General features: G+C 63.4%; 22 protein-coding genes and 1 pseudogene. 10 read left to right on the top strand and 13 right to left on the bottom strand.

Annotation, left to right across the window (positions count from 1 at the left end):
* Positions 1–82: 82 nt before the first annotated feature.
* Positions 83–1,009 carry a cation diffusion facilitator family transporter gene (locus RE4_RS12980; protein ID WP_019746373.1) on the bottom strand — a complete coding sequence of 309 codons (927 nt, stop codon included), beginning with the start codon at positions 1,007–1,009 and terminating at the stop codon, positions 83–85.
* A 179-nt stretch (positions 1,010–1,188) separates the two neighbouring features.
* On the opposite strand from RE4_RS12980, the pseudogene RE4_RS12975 reads away from it, so the two are divergent.
* From RE4_RS12975 to RE4_RS12965, 3 genes and pseudogenes are all read left to right on the top strand, one after another.
* Positions 1,189–1,711 (top strand): annotated as a pseudogene (locus RE4_RS12975) (M23 family metallopeptidase).
* 28 nt (positions 1,712–1,739) lie between these two features.
* The gene (locus tag RE4_RS12970; protein ID WP_019746375.1) at positions 1,740–2,099 is read left to right on the top strand and encodes a BlaI/MecI/CopY family transcriptional regulator; all 360 of its coding nucleotides are present in this window, start codon (positions 1,740–1,742) and stop codon (positions 2,097–2,099) included.
* Positions 2,096–3,043 carry a M56 family metallopeptidase gene (locus RE4_RS12965; RefSeq protein ID WP_060938692.1) on the top strand — a complete coding sequence of 316 codons (948 nt, stop codon included), beginning with the start codon at positions 2,096–2,098 and terminating at the stop codon, positions 3,041–3,043. Before RE4_RS12970 ends, RE4_RS12965 begins: the two co-directional genes overlap by 4 nt.
* Here RE4_RS12965 and RE4_RS12960 read toward each other — a convergent pair whose 3' ends face one another.
* Entirely contained in the window at positions 3,044–3,688 is a 645-nt protein-coding gene (locus RE4_RS12960) for a DsbA family protein (protein WP_060938691.1), read from the bottom strand.
* A gap of 126 nt (positions 3,689–3,814) precedes the next feature.
* On the opposite strand from RE4_RS12960, the gene RE4_RS12955 reads away from it, so the two are divergent.
* Positions 3,815–4,657, top strand: coding sequence for a cytochrome c oxidase assembly protein (locus RE4_RS12955; protein WP_081098354.1), 843 nt, complete (start codon positions 3,815–3,817; stop codon positions 4,655–4,657).
* Between the two features lie 11 nt (positions 4,658–4,668).
* Here RE4_RS12955 and RE4_RS12950 read toward each other — a convergent pair whose 3' ends face one another.
* From RE4_RS12950 to RE4_RS12930, 5 genes are all read right to left on the bottom strand, one after another.
* A complete protein-coding gene (locus tag RE4_RS12950) occupies positions 4,669–5,211 on the bottom strand; it encodes a ferritin (protein WP_060938690.1) in 543 nt (180 codons plus the stop codon).
* A 37-nt stretch (positions 5,212–5,248) separates the two neighbouring features.
* Complete coding sequence (locus RE4_RS12945; protein ID WP_060938689.1) at positions 5,249–5,719, bottom strand: hypothetical protein; 471 nt, start codon at positions 5,717–5,719, stop codon at positions 5,249–5,251.
* A 99-nt stretch (positions 5,720–5,818) separates the two neighbouring features.
* Entirely contained in the window at positions 5,819–7,054 is a 1,236-nt protein-coding gene (locus RE4_RS12940; protein WP_174531768.1) for an LCP family glycopolymer transferase, read from the bottom strand.
* Between the two features lie 148 nt (positions 7,055–7,202).
* On the bottom strand, positions 7,203–8,024 hold the full coding sequence (locus RE4_RS12935; protein ID WP_020905746.1) for a CPBP family intramembrane glutamic endopeptidase: 822 nt from the start codon (positions 8,022–8,024) through the stop codon (positions 7,203–7,205).
* A 10-nt stretch (positions 8,025–8,034) separates the two neighbouring features.
* Positions 8,035–8,814 carry a DUF2470 domain-containing protein gene (locus tag RE4_RS12930; RefSeq protein WP_003945406.1) on the bottom strand — a complete coding sequence of 260 codons (780 nt, stop codon included), beginning with the start codon at positions 8,812–8,814 and terminating at the stop codon, positions 8,035–8,037.
* Between the two features lie 139 nt (positions 8,815–8,953).
* Between RE4_RS12930 and RE4_RS12925 the strand changes: the two genes are divergently transcribed.
* Genes RE4_RS12925 through RE4_RS12915 form a run of 3 tightly spaced genes read left to right on the top strand, consistent with a single transcriptional unit; the run spans position 8,954 to position 11,203 of the window.
* Complete coding sequence (locus tag RE4_RS12925; RefSeq protein ID WP_021334642.1) at positions 8,954–9,592, top strand: hypothetical protein; 639 nt, start codon at positions 8,954–8,956, stop codon at positions 9,590–9,592.
* A gap of 13 nt (positions 9,593–9,605) precedes the next feature.
* Positions 9,606–10,538 carry a prephenate dehydratase gene (pheA, locus tag RE4_RS12920; protein WP_174531766.1) on the top strand — a complete coding sequence of 311 codons (933 nt, stop codon included), beginning with the start codon at positions 9,606–9,608 and terminating at the stop codon, positions 10,536–10,538.
* Positions 10,535–11,203 carry a histidine phosphatase family protein gene (locus tag RE4_RS12915; RefSeq protein WP_019746386.1) on the top strand — a complete coding sequence of 223 codons (669 nt, stop codon included), beginning with the start codon at positions 10,535–10,537 and terminating at the stop codon, positions 11,201–11,203. The genes pheA and RE4_RS12915 overlap by 4 nt, the downstream gene beginning before the upstream one ends.
* Before the next feature lie 9 nt (positions 11,204–11,212).
* On the opposite strand, the gene RE4_RS12910 is transcribed toward RE4_RS12915, so the two are convergent.
* The 6 genes from RE4_RS12910 to RE4_RS12885 all read right to left on the bottom strand — a co-directional run bounded on the left by RE4_RS12910 (position 11,213) and on the right by RE4_RS12885 (position 17,403).
* Positions 11,213–13,315 (bottom strand): acyltransferase family protein, encoded by a 2,103-nt coding sequence (locus RE4_RS12910; protein WP_029254190.1) that lies wholly within the window; start codon positions 13,313–13,315, stop codon positions 11,213–11,215.
* Positions 13,316–13,355: 40 nt separating this feature from the next.
* Positions 13,356–14,174, bottom strand: a complete 819-nt coding sequence (locus RE4_RS12905) for an ESX secretion-associated protein EspG (RefSeq protein WP_060938687.1) — start codon at positions 14,172–14,174, stop codon at positions 13,356–13,358.
* Positions 14,174–15,442: a PPE domain-containing protein gene (locus RE4_RS12900; RefSeq protein WP_060938686.1), complete on the bottom strand. Its 1,269-nt coding sequence runs from the start codon at positions 15,440–15,442 to the stop codon at positions 14,174–14,176. Before RE4_RS12900 ends, RE4_RS12905 begins: the two co-directional genes overlap by 1 nt.
* Before the next feature lie 67 nt (positions 15,443–15,509).
* Positions 15,510–15,809, bottom strand: coding sequence for a PE family protein (locus RE4_RS12895; RefSeq protein WP_031332657.1), 300 nt, complete (start codon positions 15,807–15,809; stop codon positions 15,510–15,512).
* Between the two features lie 133 nt (positions 15,810–15,942).
* Positions 15,943–16,293 (bottom strand): metallopeptidase family protein, encoded by a 351-nt coding sequence (locus tag RE4_RS12890; protein ID WP_007736028.1) that lies wholly within the window; start codon positions 16,291–16,293, stop codon positions 15,943–15,945.
* A 3-nt stretch (positions 16,294–16,296) separates the two neighbouring features.
* Positions 16,297–17,403, bottom strand: a complete 1,107-nt coding sequence (locus RE4_RS12885) for a septum formation family protein (protein ID WP_019746391.1) — start codon at positions 17,401–17,403, stop codon at positions 16,297–16,299.
* 70 nt (positions 17,404–17,473) lie between these two features.
* Between RE4_RS12885 and RE4_RS12880 the strand changes: the two genes are divergently transcribed.
* The 3 genes from RE4_RS12880 to RE4_RS12870 all read left to right on the top strand — a co-directional run.
* Positions 17,474–17,869, top strand: a complete 396-nt coding sequence (locus RE4_RS12880; protein WP_003945404.1) for an ankyrin repeat domain-containing protein — start codon at positions 17,474–17,476, stop codon at positions 17,867–17,869.
* Positions 17,870–17,934: 65 nt separating this feature from the next.
* The gene (gene serS / locus RE4_RS12875; RefSeq protein WP_007736032.1) at positions 17,935–19,188 is read left to right on the top strand and encodes a serine--tRNA ligase; all 1,254 of its coding nucleotides are present in this window, start codon (positions 17,935–17,937) and stop codon (positions 19,186–19,188) included.
* Between the two features lie 364 nt (positions 19,189–19,552).
* Positions 19,553–21,235 (top strand): Ig-like domain-containing protein (locus RE4_RS12870; protein ID WP_255246879.1); only part of this gene is annotated, 1,683 nt, incomplete at its 3' end.

The raw sequence follows: 21,235 nt of genomic DNA, 5'->3' as shown, positions 1-21,235 counted from the left end.
TAAAGAAGACCTAATTTCTTTTCGAATTCGGTGCGGTTATCCATTGGCCCGAAAGCGAATGTTTCATTTAGGAATGTCCTTTTCACCAGGCGAGTTCCGTGCATTTACCGTCACTTCCCTGTAGTTCCACCTGCACGGTGGCGTGCTCCAGTTCGAATACCTCGGCCAGCAAGGTTTGGGTGGCGGCGAGCACCGTAGTGGGATCGGCGTCACTGGCCGCGGTGACGTGAACGGAAGCAACTTCCATCCCCGAGGTGAGTGTCCAGACGTGCAGATCGTGCGCGTCGACGACTCCCGGGAGTGTGTTGATCTTCTCGAGTATCGAGGTGACGTCGATGCGATCGGGAGCCTGCTGGAGCAGGATGCGGACCGCATGGCGGCCCAGGTTGAAGGCGCGCGGCAAGACGAAGAGGCCGATGGCGACGCCGATGACGGGGTCGGCGTAGCGCCAACCGAAAGCGAGCGTGACCAAGCCGCTGACGAGGACGCCGATGGACCCGATCATGTCCGCCATGACTTCGAGGTAGGCGCCGCGGATGTTGATGCTTTCCTTCGCGCCGCTGCGGAGCATCAGGAAGGCGATGACGTTCATCGCCAAACCGACGACGGCGACTATCGCGACGGGGAGGCCGGGAACCTCGGGCGGATCCGAGAATCGGCTGGCAGCCTCGTAGAGCACCCACCCGGCGACTGCGAAGAGCAGGATCGCATTGGCCAGTGCCGCAAACACTTCCGTGCGGTACATGCCGAAAGTGCGATCCGGGCGCCGTGCTGCGCGCTGTGCGACGAGGATCGCGGCGAGCGCCATGAAGATGCCGAAGATGTCGGTGAACACGTGCGCCGAGTCCGAAAGCAGCGCCAGTGACGAGGTGAAGAAGCCGACCGTCACCTGTAGCACGAACGTCACCAACCCGAGGCCGGCGGCGATCCACAGTTTGTTGACATGCTTGCCGCTGTTGCTGGTCGCAGCCTCGGCGGGAGAGATTCCGTGCCCGTGTCCGTGTGACATCGAAGGTCCTTTCGTCGACGTCAGCCTAGACACATATGCATATATGCGCAATAGTGCATGTCTTAAAAACTATGCAACATAGTTGTAAGGTGGCGGCGTAGACCTTCATTTGTCATCGACGCGAGGACCGAGAAGTGGGAAGACATCGAAAATCCGAGCCGATCAGACCCGGCGGGCGCATGGCCGCGGTTTCCGTGGCGACGGGCGCAATCCTGGCGTCCGGCACTTCCATCGGGCACGCATCGCCGCTTCCAGTTGCAGCGGAAGGTCCAGCGCTGGTGTCGGTGCCGGAGATACTCGACCTTGTTCGGACGACGGATCTTGCCGGGATAGCCGAACAACTCGGTAAAACGAGGCAACTCGAAGCCGAACGGGCGGCGTTGGCGTACGAGGCAGAAAAGCCGCGGGTGATGGCCCCCGTCAGCGGGACGATGACGTCCAACTTCGGTCCACGCTGGGGAACAACCCATTACGGTCTCGACATCGCAAACTCGATCGGTACGCCCATCGTCTCGGCGACCGACGGTGTTGTGATCGAATCCGGCCCCGCCGCGGGATTCGGGCTCTGGGTCCGCATCCAGCAGGACGACGGGACCGCACCTGCACTACGAGGTGTGGCAATCTGACGGGCAGAAGACTGATCCGCTCGCGTATCTGAATTCCCGGGGCGTGTCGTTCGGGGAGAAGGCCGCGAGCGGTTGAAGTTCTGTCACGACGCGATGGAGGAGCAATGCAGGGGCTGGGCGGACTCGAAGCCGAGGTCATGGATGTGCTCTGGCAGTCCGACGACGCGCTCTCGGTCAAGGATCTGGTCGAGATCCTGGGTGAGCGTCGACAACTCGCGTACACCACCATCCTGACCGTCGTGACTCATCTCTACGACAAGGGCTGGGTGAGTCGTGAGAAGAAGAGTCGCGCCTACTTCTATCGGCCGAGTCGCAGCCGTGAAGAGGCCACATCCAGGGCACTGCGCGAATTGTTGGACAGCAGTTCCGATTCCGCTGCCGTGCTGTTGCACTTCGCGAAGACCATGACGGACGCTGAGAACGAGGCCCTGCGCCGAGGACTTTCCGGGGAAGGTGCGCAATGACACTGGCCTTGCCGATGCTTCTCGGTGCGGTATTCGTCGGATTTTTGGTTCCGAGAGCGTTACGGGCCGTTTCCTCGACGTTGTCACCGACGGTGCTGCTCGCGGCGTGGCTCGGCAGTATGGCGTCGGCTCTCTATCTCGCTCTCTCCGCGGTCTTGGTTCTGGTGTGGCCGAGCCACGCGCCGGTCGAGGGGCTGGTCGACGGTATCGCTCGGTGTTTCAGCGCCTTCGCGCACGGCACGAGTTCATGGGTGGGTGAACTGATCACCGGCACAGCCGTTGGTGTGGTGGGTTTGATCGCTGTTCGGATCGTGCTGGCCGGCCGCAAACAGGCACGTGAGCACGCGAGAGTCCGAGATTTCCATCGTGATGTTCTCTCGATCGTCGCGCGCCGCGACAACTCGGAGTTCGACGTGTTGTGGTTGGATCATCCGCTGCCGATGGCCTACAGTGTCGCCGGAAAGCCTGGATTTGTTGTTGCGACACAAGGCTTGTCATCCGCTCTTACCGGGGGCGAGCGTGACGCGGTCCTCGCGCATGAGCGTGCGCACCTGAGCGGCGGTCATCACCGAATCGTCGGTGCCTGTGAAGTCTTGGCCGCTGTTCTGCCGGGAGTGCCGTTGTTCGCGGCGGCACCTGCTTCCGTCGGCGCGATCGTGGAACTGTCGGCGGACCGGCACGCCGCTCGCGTCACCAGCCCGGCTGCAGTGCGTTCCGCCCTTGCCGTGGTGTCGAAATCGCCGCTTCCTCAGCCGGACTGGAGTTTGGGCGATCGCGGCGGCGCGACCGCAGTGCGATTGCGTTCCCTGGTCGACGGCGACGTGGCGTCGCCTCGGCGACTGACGTGCGCGGTTGCGGCGTGCGTGCCGGCGGCCATCACGACGGCCGTTGCCGCAGCCGTGACGGTGGCCGTCTCCGCGGGTATCTGCGCTGTTCTGACCTGATCATTGCTCCAACGCTGAGTCGATCTGGGCTTTCAGATCTTCGTAGCTCGGCATCTGGGCCAGCTTCACGTCGTTGAGGAACAGCGTCGGGGTGCCCTGGACGCCAAGGCGTTTGCCCTCGTTGAAGTCGCGCTCGACCCGCTCGCGGACGCCGCGACTGCTGAGGTCGGATTCGAATCGGGTCATGTCCAGGCCGAGATCTTGTGCGTAGGCGCGGAACAGTGCCTCCTGCGATTCGGCGGATTCACCCCACTGCGACTGAGTCTCGTACATCCGCCGATACATCTCGACGAACTTGCCCTGGCGAGATGCGGATTCGACGACCTGCGCCGCGAGAGTGCTGTTGGTGTGACTCGGAATCGGAAAGTATCTGATACCGAATGTGATTCGATCCTCGTACTCGGCTCTGATTCGCTCCATCGTCGGGTACAGCGCGAGGCAGGCCTCACATTCGAAGTCGAGGAACTCGACAAGATTCACTTTGTCGTCAGCGGCCGAGGTCAATCGGTACGCGTCGTCGGTCAGGACGGCGGTGGATTGTGCTGCCCGATCGGTGCTCTCGTTGTCCGCCCTGATCGGATCGACGGTGATGAACGTGATCAGTGCTACCGCGAACAACGCGATCAGGGCGGCGGATATCTTCATGCTTCTGGACACTGCTGTGTACCTTGACCTTCCGTCGATTACTTAAATACTATCCAACATAGTATTTAGGTGTAGAGTCGACGGTACCCGAAAGGATTCGAAGGAGGGTTCGCCCGTGAATCGGAGGTGAACGGTCTGGCGCCGCCGTCGATCGGACAGATGTTGACCTGGGACTCCTCGTCCCTGTCACCTCTTGTTCTGCTGGGAGCTGTTCTGGCGCTTTGGTATTGGTGGTCAATGCACCGTGTGCGTGCGCGGGGACGGCTATGGCCCTGGTATCGAACTGCGTGTTTTCTGGCCGGATGCTTGCTGTTGATCGCCGTGACCGGTTCGAAGGTCGAAAGTTACGGGAACGAACTCTTCAGTGTCTGGATGTTCCAGCATTTGACGCTCTCGATGGCGATCCCGCCGCTGTGGGTGCTGGGCTCGCCAGGACTGCTGCTACTGCGTTCGACGTCGCATCGAGGTCCCGGGAGAAATGTTCTGGCGCTTGCACTGTCGGCATTGCGCAGCCGTCCGGCGGCCGGACACGTCTTTCTCGAAATCTTCTTTCTCGCCAGCGGTCTGCTCTTCATCATGCCCGTGCTCGCCACCGGACCACTGCCGGTGCGGCAAAGCTATCTCGGGCGGTGTTTCGACCTTTTCGTGGAGATGCCGCTGCACGTGTTCATCGGAGTCGTCCTCATGATGGCGACAAAGCCGCTGCTGACCACGTTCGTGAATCCGCCTCCCGAGTGGGGCGTGGACGTGATGCAGGACCAGCAGTTGGCCGGTGCCCTTGTGTGGTCGTACGGTGAGCCCGTCGCGCTGGTGGTGGTCGTGATCTTCGCGATGCGCTGGAACCGGGACGACAAACGGATGAATGCCGCCCAGGACCGCCGCGCCGAGATCGACGGCGACAGTGATCTGGAGGCATACAACAACTTCCTCAGATCACTGAGCGCCGCCGAGCGGCCGGAGACTCGGTAGGCCGGTGGCCCTCAGACGCCGCCGGCGGGTGTCGGCGCCATTGCGTCGGCAGCTGCCGGTGTGTTCATCTCGCGTGCGACAAACGTTTCGAGGTGGAAGAGGTTGTCGCCGGCACGGTCGACGATGGTGAGAAGTGTTGTCATGCTTGCAACTTCCTCGACCTGCTCCTTGAGGAACCACTGCATGAACTGCTCGCCCAGGTAGTCGCCGGTATCGCGCGCGGTGCGCGCCAACTGCGTGATCTGCTCGGTGACCGTCTTCTCCTGCTCGAGTGCCAATTCGACCGGAGCCCGGACACTGTCGAACTTCGTCACGACGTCGTCGACACCCGGTACGTCCACGTCGAGGTCGTTGTCGAGCAGGTACTGGATCATCATCATCGCGTGACCGCGTTCCTCGGTGGCCTGGCTGTAGAAGCGCGCGGCCATCTGCGGAAGATCGTGTGCATCGAAGTACACCGCTACCGCGATGTACTGCTGCGATGCAGTGAACTCGTTACGGATCTGCTGACGCAGCAGAGTGGTGAATTCGCTCGAGTTCTTCGCCTGTGTCATCCCAACAGATTACTGGGTCGGCGGCACGGACAGGGAGCTACTTGTTGTCGAGCTGATCGATGATGAAGTCGAGAGTTTCCGGCCGGTATCCGTAGACGAACGAGTCCTTTTCGCCGACGTACCAGTCGCCGCACTGGAAAGAACTGCCCTTCTCGACCCCCGTCGGCCACCACTGTGCGGACAGCGATGCCGGACGAGTTTCGACGGTGGGTCGTGCGATGCAGCTGTTGTGATCTATCTCCGTGATGTTCGCAGTCATGCGCAGGATGCGTTCGTTGCCGGTGGTGCGGATGACCTCGTCGATACCCGTCGCGCCGGCGGGAACCCAACTCGGCAGTGTGTCGATTCCGTTGGATGCTTGTGCAAAAGAGAAGGTTTCGGTTTTCTTGTATGCCTTCGACTCGTCGAACTTGTCGAAGGCGCCCGAGCAGGACGTGGCCAGTAAAGCCGCTCCGGCCGAGGCGGCGATGACGGCGGCGGTGCGGAATCGGCGGTGTGCTGTGTTCATACCTTCACGGTATTTTTCCGCCGGCCGTTCCGCGTCCTGCCGGAAAGCGATTTGTTCGCTCGGCCTGTCCTCCCGGGGTACTACCGAAACTCAGGGCGATCACCCCGTGGTGATCAGATCCTGCGGAATCTGCTGATCGTTGGCCAGGGCGTCGAAGAACTGCGAAGCGCGTGCCTTGTCCCACAACAACACGTTGCCCGACCCGTCCACGTCCTCGAAACCGGCGACCGGAACCGTCGTGGTGGTCATCCCGCCGCGAAGCGCCCAGGCGAGTGAGGCCAGATTCCAGATGTGATCGCCCTCGTCGACCTGCAAAGACTTGGCCGTATCGGAGACGAGCGGCCACAACCGGAACGGATTGAGGAACGTACTCGGACTCGTCGCCTTCGACAGCAACGCCGACATGAACTGGCGCTGGTTGTTCATGCGGTCGAGGTCTGCGAGCGCGGTTGCTCGGGTCCGCACGAACCCGAGTGCATCCGAACCCTTCAAGTCCTGGCATCCAGCGGGGAGGTTGATTCCGGCCAGCGGATCGTCGATCGCCTGCGTCAGGCATACATTGACGCCACCGACGGCGTCGACGATGCCGGCGAACCCGCTGAATCCGATCTCGGCATAGTGGTCGATGCGAAGTCCGGTTGCCTCCTCGACGGTCTGCACCAGCAAGGGGGCACCACCGAAAGCGAAGGCGGCGTTGATCTTGTCCGAGCCGTAGCCGGGAATCGGAACGTACGAATCGCGGGGGATGCTGACCATGGTCGTCTTCCCGCTCTTGGGAACGTGGACCAAGATGACCGTGTCAGTGCGCTTGGGGCCGGTGTCACCACCTGTCGCAAGCGCTTGCTCCTGCTCGGGTGTGAGCCCCTCACGACTGTCGGAGCCGACGATCAGCCAGTTCGTGCCCGGAGTATCGGCGACGCGTCCCGCGTAGTCGGGCAGCGCGTCGATTCGATTGAGCGAACTGTCGACGTAATAGACCGCGCCGGCCAGCGCGAGCAGCAAGACCAACAACGTGATGCCGATACGTTTACCCCAGCTACGACGCTTGCGTGGGCGTCGCTGCTTCGGGGGTTGCGGAGGGCGCGGCGGGGCGTTCGGCGGGGTTCGGCGCGGCGGCGCGGGTGCGTACTTCGCCTGGCGTTGCGGATCCTGACGCGGCGGCCCCTGCCTGCGGGGGTCGTCCTGGAACGGCTGCGGGCGTTGGGTCGGCGCCCAGTCCTCACGCCTGGGTTGCTGCGGCGCTTCTGGTGGGACCTGTGACCAGGCCTGATTGGCCGGATTCTGCTGCGGTGGACGTCCGTCGCGGCGAATGACCGTCGGCCCTTCCGGCGGCATCGGTGGGCGCCGCTGCGGGGGTGGGCCCTGACGGGGTGGCATCGGTCCACGCGGGGGCGGCTGGCGCCGCGGAGGTGGCCCTGGCGGCTGGCGCCGCGGAGGGCGCTGAGGATATTCGGAGTCGCCGGTCACCAGTTCACGGTACCGGTCACGGCAGCCAGGAGACGTGATCGCGCAGGAGGGCGTAACCGATGAACGCCACCATGTCGATGAGCGCGTGGGCGATGATCAGCGGCCACAGCTTGCCGGTGCGCTGCCAGTATCGACCGAACACGAGCCCCATGATCACGTTTCCCACACCGCCGCCGAAGCCTTGGTAGAGGTGATAACTACCGCGCAGGAGCGAGGACGCGAGCAGTGACTTGTTCTCGCTCCAGCCGAGTGTCCGGAGGCGAGTGATCAGGTAGGCGACGACCAGTACCTCTTCGGCGCCCGAGTTCGCGATTGCGGACAGTACGAGGATCGGAACCCGCCACCAGTGGTCGTCGAGCGCGCTGGCCTGGACGGTGAGGTTGATGCTCAGTGCCTGAGCGACGAGGTAGAACAGGAGGCCGGGGAGGCCGATCACAGCGGCGAGGCCGAATCCCGGAGCGATGTCGCGCCCGAATCGAGGTTTGGGAGTCAGGCCCGCAGCACGCGGACCGATCCCCGAACGCCACAGTAGATAGAGTCCCAGCGCTGCCCACGCGAGAAGCTTTGCGACGCCCAGTAATTGGCGCGCCAGGTCGATCCAGTCGATGGCGGCCCGCGACGGGTTGAGTGCAACCGTCTGATCCGAGAGCGCAACCGGCGTCGCCAAGGATTCAGCGAGCGAAAGGATCCCGGACAATCCGCTGAGCCCGAAGGTGACCAGCAGAACGATGGTGATCTCGATCCGAATTCCGCGTCTGGCGGCGGGATCTAGTTCCGGGTCCGTTCGAACGGGAGATGGCGGCCGTAACCAGGTGCGGACGGTTTCGCGGGCATTCACCCGCGCAACGCTAGCCGTTTGATGCGCCGCCTGATCGGAGGCCGTTGAGGAAAGGGCACCCGACCAGCATGCGGATGGCGCGACTCAGCGCGGGAGCGTCGTCGACGGGGTTGGCGAACGGCATCCACACGTCGCGGTCACCGGTGTGATCCTCGACCCGCAGGCGCAGTCCGTAGCGGTCGATGCCGAGTGGGCGAACGCGTCCGGTGCGCATGTACGGGGGAAGCTTGCGCACGAGCAGGTCCACGAGATCGCGGTGGTCTTCGTCGAGATGCTGCAGCCACGCCGTCTCCATTTCCCAGAAGGGATCGGGGCTGGCGTTCAGCAGTTCGTCCACGGCGACGGGCTCTGCCCCCGTCGAGTCGGCGACAACGGCCGAGGCCAGGCTCAGGCGAAGGAGGACCGAGGTGTGGCCGATGTCGAGGAGCCCCGGGTGGGGATGTTCGGATGCGACGTCGTCGGCGAGAACGCGTGCCTCGTAGTCGGGCACGGCGTGCAACGAGCCGCGAAGCCACACGAGCGAGCGCACGGGCTCACGCAGCCGCAGTGGTGCGTGATCGGTGATCTCGAGGACGGCAGGCAGTCCGCCGCCGCCGGAGTTCCAGGCCAGGGCCGCAGCTGCGGAGGCATGTGGGACTGCAACGACGACGTCACCGTTCGAACGCAGGTGATGCACCGACGTGACGGTGGGATCGCTGCCTTCGATGGCGAGAACTGCGTCCTGTGCGCGCACACAGGCGCTGCGGACGCGTTCGGCGGTGGACGGGCCGGTGCTGGTCTTCGTTGCCATGCTGCCCCCTTGGCGGGTGTTCTCTCGAACTCCATCGGATGATGAGGTAACCCTAACCTAAGGCGCTTCGGTGTGAATCGCAAGACTTTTGCGCAACTCGCGTGGAATCCGCCGCCTGCGCCGGGGTTACGGTTTGTCTGTGGCCATTCCTCTTTCACTCGGGCTGCCCGCCCCGAGAAACTCGCGCGGACTTCTCGAAGCACTCTTTCTCCCGGTCGTTCCGGCTTCGGCGCTGATCGGTGGCGAAGCAGCAGGCCGGGTTGTCGTTCGCCTCGATATCGATCCGGAAGAACTGCGTGCGGACACGGAAGCGTCGTACGAGGCCGTCCGTTTCGACGTCGACGTCACCACCGACCAGATCGACGACGCGATCGCGCTACGTCTGCCCGCTCCGCTCGCGGTGTACGTCGACGGCGGCGAAGAGGATCTGACACCCGCCGAAGCGGCGCTGCGCCTGTGTGAAGGTGGACGGATCCCCGGACTCGCCGCCGGTCGTACGCCCACCGAAGTGGCTGATTTCCTGGCGGTACTCGCGCACGAGTCCGTCGGTTTCGTAGCCCGCGCAGCCGACGGCGACGAGGTGATCGCCCTACTGTGTGGCACCGTCGCTGCACTGCGCGGCGACGACGTGCGCGCCGCGATAGTCGATCCGAAGCCCGAAAAACTCGCCGCGCTGATCCCGGAAGCCGCGTCCGCGATGCGCGAGGTGCTGCTCACGATCGAGGTCGCGGATCTGCCTGCGGTGGAAACGGCTCTGCGTGCCGCGGGTTTGCAGTGACCGGCGTGGGTCGATGCGTAATCTTTTAGGCGTGCCAAGAATCGCGTATTTCGGTCCGTCGGGAACCTTCACGGAGATAGCTCTCGCCCAGTTGGAGGCTGAGGGCGCGTTCGGCGAAACCATCGAGCGAGTACCGGCCGGCAGTCCGCCGGCGACTCTCGACATGGTTCGCGACGGTTCCGTGGACGGGGCCGTAGTTCCCTTCGAGAACTCGGTGGAAGGCGGCGTAGCGCCGACGCTCGATTCACTCGCTCTCGGTTCGCCCCTGCAGATCGTTGCCGAAACCGATCTGGACGTGAGTTTCTCCATCCTGGTTCGCGCCGGGACCACCGCCGACCAGGTCCGCACGATCGGGGCCTATCCGCATGCGGGCGCACAGGTCCGCGGTTGGATCGCCGAGAACCTGCCCCAGGCCGAGGTGGTGTTGGCCTCGTCCAATGCCGGTGCGGCGCTGGACGTGCAGGCTGGAACGGTCGACGCCGGTGTGTCCACGGCTTTGGCCGGTCAGATGCTCGGACTCGACAGCCTGGCGGACAACGTCGCCGATGTGGGCGGCGCCCGTACACGTTTCGTGCTGGTCACCAAGCCGGCTCCGGTTCCCGAACGGACCGGTGCCGATCGCACCGCGCTGGTGCTTCACCTCGACAACGCTCCAGGCTCCCTGGTGCGCGCACTCTCCGAATTCGCCGCTCGCGGTATCGATCTGACTCGGATCGAATCGCGTCCGATGCGAACAGAATTGGGTACGTACCGGTTCTTCGTGGACTGCGTCGGACACGTCGAGGACTCGCTGGTGGCCGAGGCGATGCGCGCACTGCATCGCAAATCCGGAGTCCGCTTCCTGGGGTCGTGGGCGACAGCGAATTCGACCGGGCCACAACCTCCTTCGGACGAAGAAGCGATTCGGTGGATCGACGAACTCAAGCATGGAGGGGGAGAACGATGACCGGAAGGCTCATCCTCGTTCGGCACGGTCAGACGGAGGCGAATGTCGCCAAACGTCTCGACACCGCTCTGCCCGGAGCAAAGCTCACGCCGGAAGGGTTGGCGCAGGCCGAGACGTTGGGCATCGGCCTGGCTTCGGCTCCTCCTCTGGCGCTCGTATCGTCCTTGGCTTTGCGTGCCCGGCAGACAGCAGGTTTTGTGGAGCAGGCCGCCGGTGTATCCCTGGATGTGCGGGACGGACTGCACGAGGTCCAGGCCGGTGACCTCGAGGATCGCACCGACGAGGCCGCGCACCGACTGTTCATGGAGACGTTCCATCACTGGCACACCGGCAACCTCGGCGCTCGCATTCCCGGCGGTGAAACGGGATACGACGTCCTGGAACGGTACGTCCCCGTCGTCAATGCGCTGCGCGAAGAATTTCTGGAAGGCTCACGAGACGGCGGCGACATCGTCGTGGTGAGTCATGGTGCTGCGATTCGTCTTGTCGCCGCCCAGCTTGCCGGTGTCCCCGGACTGTTCGCAGCCAACAACCACTTGGCCAACACAGAGACCGTCGAACTGTTGCCCTCAGCTGATGGCGGCTGGGAATGCCTACGCTGGGGAGCCGTCAACCCGCCGTTCGAGCACCGACTCATCCCCGGCGCCGACGACGTGATGGGCTGACAGCCGGTTTCACCACCAACCGGTCTGGACGCTCAGTTGGCGCCCCAGTTCAGCCGACAGTGTGCTCACGTAGCTGGCTGTCAGGTGGTGGGAATCGTGATACACCAACACATTTCCCTCTACGACGCGGCACAACTCCGGTCCGCACACACCGTCGCTGAGATCGAGTAGGCGGACGTTGGTCAGATCGGCAATTGCCGACGGCGCCGGATTGACGTCGCTGAGCATTTCGGACCGTGGCATCGCGCAGTGATCGGGTGACGTGGTTGTCGCCAGACAGTCGATCGCGCGGTAGGCGACGCCGTCGTGGTGCAGCCAGGGGGTATCGCGAATGGCGAGGACGTCGATACCGTCGCGCCCCAGTTCCTCCCATACGTGAACGTACGATTCGGGCGTCACGTCACCAGGGCCGTCGGAACTCGGCCTGGTTGCCGTCGTGAACACGAAATCGGGTGAGGCGTCGGCCAACTCGGTCAGCACTCCACGCGACCAGTCGACACAATCCGGATAGTCGTTGTCCGACAACGTCTGCATGGAGTCGACGGTGAGCGGGCAGCCCATCTTCAGATACGTGTCGACGCGGAACCCGTGACTCTTGCCGAGTTCGTCGAGCGCAGTGAGCCAGTGCTCGGAGTGCGAACCACCCGCGAGCGCGATGGTTCTGTCTGCATCGGCGTCGCCATAGGTGCAGTGGACGACGTCCCGCTCGAGAAAATCGGCGATACAGCCGTCGAGCGTGCTGGCCGGAAGGTCCAGTGGCGCATCGAAGATCGAGGGAACCATCGACGCCTTGGGTACTTCGGCACCGTCGGTGAGCGCGAGTGCGCCGGGATGGGTCGGGAGGTCGAGGGTGTCGACCGCCCGCTGGCCCGTCGTCTGGCTGCTCGCGTACGACTGCCAGGCGACCGAAGCGGCGAGGACCGCGGCAGCGGTGACGACGCATGCCAGGACGGTGTACCGGCGCGAGCGGCCTCCGCGCTCCACCGGAACCTCGACCAGGCGCCGGAGTGCAAGCGCCCCCGCGACGGAGAGGGCGATGATCAGTGCCCCGCCGAGCAGGCCGGCTTCGGGGCGTCCGGTGATCACGAGTGCAAACACCAGAATCGGCCAGTGAATCAGGTACAGCGCGAATGCGAACGAGCCGAGCCACGTCAGTGCCGGATGGGCGAGCGTCTTCGACGTCCAAGGTGTGTCGTCGCCGACTCCGGACAGTATCAACGCAAGAGTGGCCAGCACCGGTACCAGCGCCCACGGGCCGGGGAACTGCTGGGCGCCGTCGAGCACTATGCCGCACAACAGGATCGACGAAAGCCCCGCCCAGCCGATCGTCGCTCTGACCGAGAACGGCAGGGATGCGATCTGCCGACTGCGCGTGCTGGTCATCAGAACGGCCAGCAGACCACCGAGGGCCAATTCCCACAACCTGGCGCCGGAGTCGTAGTACGCCCAGGCTTGGTGACGCGAAGATTTGGCGAGTGCGTAGAGAAAAGATCCTGCGGTCAGAACCAGAAGGGTGACCGCGAGTGACGGGCGGAAATAGTTGGGATTCACGCGTGAAGCCACATAAGCGATCACGGAGACGAGTGCGATGGCCAGGAGATAGAACTGACCTTGCACGGCCATCGACCACAGGTGCTGCAGGGGAGTGACCGAGCCGTCGGCGGCCAGGTAGTCGCTTGCGGTGCTGGCGAGCTGCCAGTTCTGGAAGAACCCGAGCACCGCGATCAGTTGATCGCCCAGATCGGCCCAGCGTGTGCGTGGCAGCAGCAACGCGGTCCCCAGTGCGGTCAAAATGCTGACCACCGCGATCAGGGGGAACAGCCGCAGAAACACCCGCCGCAGTGCCGGGACCGGGTTGAGTGAACCCCCGGCTTCGGCGCGTCGAACCAGTGAGCCGACGAAGAAGTATCCGGACAGAACCAGGAAGACGTCCACCCCGCCCGATACCCGTCCGAACCATACGTGGAATACGACCACCAAACCGATGGCGAGGCCACGCAGTCCGTTCAGGTCTTGTCGGTGCGGTGTTGTTGCCCGTTCTTCGTTCGGCCGGTCGATCGTGGCGACCGAGCCTTGTTCGCCCGGTGACGACGGTTGACGCGAGAACTGCATGCTGAAGTAAGGCTCCGGGCGTTGAAGGGACGCCCCGAGGTTACCCGGAAGTCTCCGGCGTCGATTCCTCGAGTTCGGTTACCAGCGCGTTCACGGCTTGTCGCAGGCGATGCGGTGTTCCGGAACTGATGGACGTCCACTCGGTGCCGTCGGCAGCCCGAGTAGTCGAACCCACGAGCCGGCCGGCCAAGGTGTCGTACACAGTCACTGCGCCGGTCATGAGCGTCGTCGCTCCCAAACTGTGTGGTATTCCAACCAATTCGGCGAAGGCGGTGCATGTGACGATTGCGCTACCCAGTTGGCGCGCGTCGTCTTCGGGTATCCCGGCGTTGATCAAGGCCGAGGTCACGCTGTCTGCATCCGGGCCGGCGCCGAATGCCAGGCTGAGCATCTCGGTCGGTGCGTTGATCACGGCAATCGGCATTGCTTCGGCGCTGCCGAGCGCGGTGACGACGGGTGCAGCTGGTTCGGCGGTGACGCTGCACAATGCGAACGAAGAATCGGTTGAAGTTGCTTCGACACAAAGGAATTCGCCCTGTGCGACGCAGAGGCGTGAAATCCTTCCACCGACATGCCGACGCAGCGCCAACTCCCATTTGGGGTGGGTCAGGACGCGCAGGCGGGCACTGAGTTCGTGATGGATCTCCCCGCCGGGGAGGAGATCGCGCTCGGAGAGCGAATCTGCCGCGGACTGCATCGCTGTATGGTGAGCGCTCGCACTGGCGTGAACCGTCGCGCCACCGAGAACCACGGGAAGCGCATCGAGCCCGAGTCGCTCACGTACATAGTCGATTTCGTCCTGTGACAGGGCGACGACAGGCAAATTCCACCCATCAGGTGAGGTGCCGAGGTCCACCATCAACGCTCTGCAGTTTCGAGTGCGCCACCGATCACGGACGGGATGACTGTTCGGCCGTCGGCGAAGTGCTCGAAGTGCTTCAGATAATCGGGTGTGTCGTGCTCGGTCTCGTCTTCAGATTGGGCCGCATGACGGCCGCCGGCGATCGGCGCAGATCCGCCTGCGGTTCGGGCCGGATCCACTTTGACGGTATCGACGGTGCCCTGAACCGGCGAGGTCACGGGGTTCTGGCGCGCGGCGCTCTGGCCGGTGGAGGGATCCGGAAGAGCGTGCCGGCCGGTGCTGCTGCTCGACGACGAGCCCGCGAATGCTCCGGCTCCGGTGGTCGCGGAAGCTGCGCTGACCTGTGCCGTTGCCCGACTTGCCGAGGGGGCGCCGAACAGTGATGGTGTGGAAGCGCCGAGTCTCGCGCCGCCGAGTCCTGCGCCACCGAGCCCTGCGCCGCCCAGTCCGGTGAGTCCTGCTCCGGCCGTCGCGAGAGTTGATGCGGCAGTGGTGGCGCCCGTGACGGCGGTGGTCGCGGCACTGACGGCGGCCGACGCTCCACCGGAGATGGCACCGGCCTGTGAGGCAGCGGCGGCAAATACCGGGTTGGAAGCTACGGATGCGACAGCAGCGGTTGCGGCGCGCACGGGATCCGCGATTACGTCAGCGAGCGTTGATGCCGCTTGCACGACGGACTGTCGTGCAGCACTGCCTGGGCTTTCGGCCGAAGCGGATGCCCCAGCTGTGGGTTCCGCGATGGACGGTGGTGAATCGAAGTTCTGCTGCACGGCCAGATGCGTCGTTGCGGCGTCGTACGTTTCCATCGTCACCGCCGCTCGAATTTTGAGTGCTTCTTCGGCAGCCTCGGCGGCAGCAGCCCCGCCGACCAGGGCCCCGCCGATGGAGTACGCGGCGACCTTGGCCGCTTGAACCGCCGCGATCTCCGCCAGGGACGGCATGGCCAGGGTGGCGACGGTGTAGGAACCGGACTGCACTTGGGCTTTACCAGCGGTTTCTCCGGCGAGCAGCGCGGCCGAGGCAGCCCATTCCTGGAACGGTGCGAACTTGCTCAACGCGGCATCCGCGGCTTCTCCTGACCACCCGGTGCGAAGGTCCGCCATCACGCGAGAGATGGACGCAGCGGTGTCGGTCAGTCCGGACGACACGGTGGACCAGGCCCCGGCCGCCACACCGAGAGGGACCGGCCCGGCCCCGGCGACCAGTGCTGCAGAGTTGGGTGCTGCGCCCCGTGGATACCAGATGACGCCGGTGATGCCGACCATTGTTCTTCCCCCAGGAAGTGTGACTGTGTTGCCGAGTTGCCGAGTTACCGAGTTCGATTTCTGTCGATCAGATCGGTGCGGCTGCCAGGCTGGACTTGGTGAGCTGGTCTTCGAGCTCGTAGGCAGCTGCATTCTTGCGCAGAGCTGCCGCAGCCGCGGTGAGCTCCTCGATTGCCCGATCGGTGGACGAGGCAAGGCTGTCCGAGATGGTGTTGAAGTAATTTGCCGCGCTACCGGACACTTCCTCGGATCCGGCTGGGAGAACGCGTAGCGTCGGCTGCGCAGTAGAGACGATTCCGCGCAATCGCGTCGCCGCAGACTCGAGTTCCATTGCGGCGGCAACTAGGGCTTGAGGGTCGACGTACATAGTGCCGAACTCCTTCCTGACCAGGGCGGATAAGTGGCCGGGAGGTCGTGCACACAGCCGTAGAAATCCCCCCGCACATAGTTTGATGCATACCGGCCGCTTTTGGTTCCCCCGAAATCGGACGACTTTGCCCTCAGCCCCAGCCGAGTTCGTGCAATCTGTCTTCTTCGATACCGAAGTAGTGCGCGATCTCGTGGATGACGGTCACGGCAACCTCGTGAACAACCTCGTCCTCGGATGCACAGATGTCGAGTATCGAATCGCGGAAAATAGTGACCGTGTCCGGCAGGTACCCACCGTAATGAGAATCCCGCTCGGTCAGAGCGACGCCCTGATACAAACCGAGCAGCCCCGGTTCTTCCTCGTCACGCGCTTCGACAAGCACCACGACGTTGTCGATGGCCTTGGCAAGTTCGGGCGGAATCAGATCGAGCGCCTCGCCGACCAGTTCCTCGAACCGGTCGGGCGTCATAGTCACCGTCATGGCTTACGACGGCGGAGCTGCGCCGGGCAACGGCGTCGGCAGCGACCGACCTTCCGGTGCAGCGGGTGGCGGGACCGGAGCGGCGCCGTTGATCAGGATTTCGCCCTTGGCGCTTCCGGTGATCGCGGCAAACCCGCCGGTTTCGACCTCTTTGCCGATCGAACAATTGACTCGGCGGCTACCGGCCAACCAGCTTTCCAGTGAAATGTTGTCCCAGAACAGCGTCAGCGTCTTGTCGCGAAGCGCGTCTGCGGAACCAAGGTACTCGTTGGACGCCTGAGTGCAGACGCCCTCGAGGTAACGGTCCTGATCTTCGACCGACGGCATTGCGCCCGGGAATTGAGTGCCGAGGTCGATCACCGAAATAACCTCGTATGCATGCGGTTTCGCGCAATCGACCGGATCGGTCGGGAGGTTCTGGTTGATGCCGATGCACGTGCCGACGTCCCACACGTTCGACTGGTCCTGGTCCGCCACGCGGCCCACGAACGGTTGTAGTTCGCCGGTCGTGGTCGAGAACTGCAAGCCGCAACGCAGTGCGCGCTCGCCCGAAGCCCAACCCGATTCGCTCGGGAACATCAGGCCGACGCTGAACTTGCCCTTGGGATCGAACTTCGAATCGAGGTAGGACATGACGATGGGTGTGCAGTGCTCGTCGCGGAGTTCGGCGAATCGAAGGGCGCCCGGGTACCGGGAACCGGGGCCGAACTCGGCGCCGGGGAACACCGACAGGTCGAGTGGTCCGGCAACCTCGAAGCGGTGTTCAGTTCCGCACTGAACCTTTGACATGTCCGTGCGGTCCCCGCCCGACTCGGTCGCAGGCGTCCAGTTGAGGCAGTCGCCGGCCGCAGCCGCGGTGAAGGCGTCGTCGCGAGTAGATCCCGTCGCTGCCGGACCGCCACCACTGACACTGACCGAGGACGAGTCGTCCTTGTTCAATCCACCGGAAATCGCGATCGTTGCGATCGCGGCGACCACCGCACCTACCGCCACGGCAGCCAGGACCCGACGGGTGCGACTCGCTGAGACAGTTTTCTTCGCCGGCGTCCCCTGGGGATCTGCCGGATCTGGCGACTTCTCGATCTTGTCTTCGGACATCGATTCCATCATGCCTGTTGCCGTGGCGATATCGAACCTTCACTACAAAACTCACAAACGCGTCTGTGAGTATTTTGTAGTCATGAGCGAAAACACCCCACTCGATCCCGAGGCTGTCGAGCTGGCGGGCCGGCTCTTCGACATGGCACGAACCGGCGACGCGGCCGGGCTGGCGTCGTACGTCGATGCTGGAGTTCCCGTCAATCTGACCAACGAGAGTGGCGACACGCTCGTCATGTTGGCGGCGTATCACGGTCACGCTGACGCCGTCGTTGCCTTGATCGAGCGCGGCGCCGACGTCAACCGGCCCAACGACAAGAACCAGACACCCCTCGCCGGAGCCGTCTTCAAGGGCGAGGATGCGGTGGTGAAAGCGCTGGTGAGCGGGGGAGCCGACCCGAAAGGCGGACACCCGACGGCCGTCGACGCGGCTCGGATGTTCGGACGCGAGGACTACCTGAGTCTGCTCGAATCGTGATCTCCCCCTCTCCGACGTGGACGTGACCGTCGGCGAGCTGCGGTGAGTGGGTAAAGTTCGAAGTCGTGATTGACCTCAAGTTTCTCCGTGAGAACCCCGAAATCGTCCGCGAGTCGCAGCGCACCCGTGGAGAAGATCCAGGACTGGTCGACGCTCTGCTCGAAGCCGACGCGTCCCGACGCGCTGCCGTTCTGACCGGAGACAACCTCCGCGCAGAGCAGAAGGCCTTCGGCAAGAAGGTCGGACAGGCATCTCCGGAGGAGCGTCCCGCGCTGCTCGAGGGTTCCAAGGAACTGGCGGCCAAGGTCAAGGAAGCCGAGGCCGCGCAACACGAGGCGCAGGCCGCGCTCGACGCCGCACACCGCGCGATTTCCAACGTCGTACAAGAAGGTGCGCCGGCCGGCGGCGAGGACGATTACATCGTGCTCGAACACGTCGGTGAGATTCCGAAGTTCGACTTCGAGCCGAAGGATCACCTCGAGCTGGGTGAGTCGCTCGGCCTGATCGACATGGAACGCGGCGCCAAGGTTTCGGGTTCGCGCTTCTACTTCATGACCGGCTACGGAGCCATGCTCCAGCTCGGACTGCTGCAGTTGGCGGCGCAGAAGGCGATCGCCAACGGATTCACGATGATGATTCCGCCGGTGCTCGTACGCCCGGAAATCATGGCGGGTACCGGCTTCCTCGGTGCTCACTCGGACGAGATCTACCACTTGCAGGATGACGACCTGTACCTTGTCGGAACTTCCGAGGTACCCATGGCCGGCTACCACTCGGGCGAGATCCTCGAACTGAACGAAGGCCCGAAGCGTTACGCCGGTTGGTCCTCGTGCTTCCGCCGTGAGGCCGGCAGCTACGGGAAGGACACCCGCGGCATCATCCGTGTCCATCAGTTCGACAAGGTAGAGATGTTCACGTACTGCCGTCCAGAGGATGCCGACGCCGAACACCAGCGTCTCCTCGGCTGGGAGCGAGACATGTTGGCCGCCATCGACGTTCCTTACCGCGTGATCGACGTCGCCGGCGGAGATCTCGGTTCTTCGGCTGCGCGTAAGTTCGACTGCGAGGCATGGGTTCCGACGCAGGGCACCTACCGCGAGCTGACATCGACGTCCAACTGCACGACTTTCCAGGCCCGCCGCCTCGGAGTTCGGTACCGCGACGAGAACGGCAAGCCGCAGACGGCTGCCACTCTCAACGGCACCCTGGCAACGACGCGCTGGATCGTGTCGATTCTCGAGAATCATCAGCAGGCCGACGGCTCGGTGCGAGTGCCCGAGGCATTGGTGCCGTTTGTCGGCACGGATGTGCTTCGCTGACACACTGAACAAACACAATCAGGGCCGCGACGGACTCCGTCGCGGCCCTGATTCGTACTTTCGTACTGGTAGGTTTGGAACTTTTTCTGAACTGGCGGAATATCAAATTTTTCCCGCCGATTGACGAGTTGACCACCAAAAGCGTTGTCGATAGACCGCTTTGGCGTTAGTTTTGCGTTCAATCGGGCTTCCATACCCTGCTTTTCCATCCCCCGTCAGGTGATGTGAGGGTGAGTCCGGGGTGAATTGGACAAGTGTCTTGCCAAAAGTAGTACGCGTACTAGTTTTTTCGTTATGTTGTGACGGCGCGCACACGTTTTGTCCGAATCCACTGCTTATGTTTGCCCTTCCGAAGGAAGTGCCCATGCCCCAAATCTCTCAGTTGCGGCGATTCGCCGTGCCCATAACCGGAACCGCCATGGTCGCCGGAATGCTGCTGGTCGGCACGCCCGCGTCCGCGGCGCCTGTTACGACGACATTTCAGACTGCGTGTCAGGCGAAGTCCGTGCTCACTGTCGACAAGATGACGACCAGCTCCGTTACAGTTGATGCTCCCGGAACAGTCTCTCCCGGAGAAACATTCACCTTCCGGATGCAGACAAATGCATCCTCTTACCCAAACTCTGATTCAGGTGCGACGACGACGAACCTGTCGCGCTTGAAGAACGACTTCACGCTGCCGAGCAACGCGACCTTCGTCAGCGCGGCAATCGTCGCAGGGACTTCGTTCAATCTCGATGGTGTTGCGCCCACTGTTATTCGAATCAGTGATGCGGGTGTCGAGGATGCAAATGGTCCTTACCTGCGAATTTCAGGTAGTAATCAGGTGGTTGGGAACGGTGCTGCCAACAGCACCAACAGCGAGGGTGGCATCCGAGCTCCCAAAACCAAGAAGAACTTGGACGGCAGCACAAACAGCAACGGCGACAGTTGGTTCAGGTTGCCTGCGATAGACGTGACGATGGTCGCTGGCGCATCGGGTGTAATTCAACCGACAATTCGAACTGCTGGTACTGCCGCCAACTACGGCGACGACAAGAATTTCAATACTCAGCTGGCTCGCGCCAGTTTCCTTGGTGGCACACAATGGGCGCCGACCAGGTGCAGCCCGCGCGATGCAAAGGGAAATGCGAACCTGAACGCGGGCGCGGGTCCGCTCGCGACAATCAGCATTACTTCGGCTCCGGTCGATGTCGAGACGACGACGTCGTTGTCGGTTCCGGCGACGGCGATCACGGGTACGGCTGTTGATCTGACTGCGACGGTTGCTCCGAACAATGCTGTCGGTACGGTGCAGTTCAAGTCGAACGGTGCGGCTATCGGCACTCCGGTGACAGTTTCCGGTGGGACCGCGACGCTCTCGCACATCTTCGATGCTGCTGGTGCACAAAGTGTTACGGCGGACTTCACCGCTGGTGCAGGGTTTGTGAGTTCGTCGGCGTCGGCTCAGACGGTGACGGTGTCTGATCCGGCTCCGGTGGATGTCGAGACGACGACGTCGCTGTCGGTTCCGGCGACGGCGGTTACGGGTGCGGCGGTTGATCTGACGGCGACGGTTGCTCCGAACAATGCTGTCGGTACGGTGCAGTTCAAGTCGAACGGTGCGGCGATCGGTTCGCCGGTGGCAGTCGCGTCGGGTGTTGCGACGCTGTCGCATTCGTTCGATGCTGCTGGTGCACAAAGTGTTACCGCTGACTTCACTGCCGGTGCAGGGTTTGTCAGCTCCTCGGCGTCCGCTCAGACGGTGACCGTTTCGGATCCGGCTCCGGTCGATGTCGAGACGACGACGTCGCTCTCGGTTCCGGCGACGGCGATCACGGGTACGGCGGTTGATCTGACCGCTACCGTGGCTCCGAACAATGCTGTGGGTTCGGTGCAGTTCAAGTCGAACGGCACGGCCATTGGTTCACCGGTGGCAGTCTCCGCGGGTGTTGCGACGTTGAGCCATTCGTTCGATGCTGCTGGCGCTCAGAGTGTTACGGCTGACTTCACCGCCGGTGCTGGCTTTGTGAGTTCGTCGGCGTCGGCTCAGACGGTGACGGTGTCT

Origin of the sequence: Rhodococcus erythropolis NBRC 15567 (assembly GCF_001552595.1) — a bacterium.
Taxonomy (GTDB): Bacteria; Actinomycetota; Actinomycetes; order Mycobacteriales; family Mycobacteriaceae; genus Rhodococcus_F; species Rhodococcus_F erythropolis.
This window is presented reverse-complemented; position numbering and strand designations above follow the sequence as displayed.

Bases quoted from the DNA above. Each gene is read 5' to 3' on its own strand.
- RE4_RS12980 (WP_019746373.1), bottom strand. From the start codon at position 1,009: ATGTCACACGGACACGGGCACGGAATCTCTCCCGCCGAGGCTGCGACC.
- RE4_RS12970 (WP_019746375.1), top strand. From the start codon at position 1,740: ATGCAGGGGCTGGGCGGACTCGAAGCCGAGGTCATGGATGTGCTCTGG.
- RE4_RS12965 (WP_060938692.1), top strand. From the start codon at position 2,096: ATGACACTGGCCTTGCCGATGCTTCTCGGTGCGGTATTCGTCGGATTT.
- RE4_RS12960 (WP_060938691.1), bottom strand. From the start codon at position 3,688: ATGAAGATATCCGCCGCCCTGATCGCGTTGTTCGCGGTAGCACTGATC.
- RE4_RS12950 (WP_060938690.1), bottom strand. From the start codon at position 5,211: ATGACACAGGCGAAGAACTCGAGCGAATTCACCACTCTGCTGCGTCAG.
- RE4_RS12945 (WP_060938689.1), bottom strand. From the start codon at position 5,719: ATGAACACAGCACACCGCCGATTCCGCACCGCCGCCGTCATCGCCGCC.
- RE4_RS12940 (WP_174531768.1), bottom strand. From the start codon at position 7,054: ATGCCGCCGGAAGGGCCGACGGTCATTCGCCGCGACGGACGTCCACCG.
- RE4_RS12930 (WP_003945406.1), bottom strand. From the start codon at position 8,814: ATGGCAACGAAGACCAGCACCGGCCCGTCCACCGCCGAACGCGTCCGC.
- pheA (WP_174531766.1), top strand. From the start codon at position 9,606: ATGCGTAATCTTTTAGGCGTGCCAAGAATCGCGTATTTCGGTCCGTCG.
- RE4_RS12915 (WP_019746386.1), top strand. From the start codon at position 10,535: ATGACCGGAAGGCTCATCCTCGTTCGGCACGGTCAGACGGAGGCGAAT.
- RE4_RS12910 (WP_029254190.1), bottom strand. From the start codon at position 13,315: ATGCAGTTCTCGCGTCAACCGTCGTCACCGGGCGAACAAGGCTCGGTC.
- RE4_RS12905 (WP_060938687.1), bottom strand. From the start codon at position 14,174: ATGGTGGACCTCGGCACCTCACCTGATGGGTGGAATTTGCCTGTCGTC.
- RE4_RS12900 (WP_060938686.1), bottom strand. From the start codon at position 15,442: ATGGTCGGCATCACCGGCGTCATCTGGTATCCACGGGGCGCAGCACCC.
- RE4_RS12895 (WP_031332657.1), bottom strand. From the start codon at position 15,809: ATGTACGTCGACCCTCAAGCCCTAGTTGCCGCCGCAATGGAACTCGAG.
- RE4_RS12890 (WP_007736028.1), bottom strand. From the start codon at position 16,293: ATGACGGTGACTATGACGCCCGACCGGTTCGAGGAACTGGTCGGCGAG.
- RE4_RS12885 (WP_019746391.1), bottom strand. From the start codon at position 17,403: ATGATGGAATCGATGTCCGAAGACAAGATCGAGAAGTCGCCAGATCCG.
- RE4_RS12880 (WP_003945404.1), top strand. From the start codon at position 17,474: ATGAGCGAAAACACCCCACTCGATCCCGAGGCTGTCGAGCTGGCGGGC.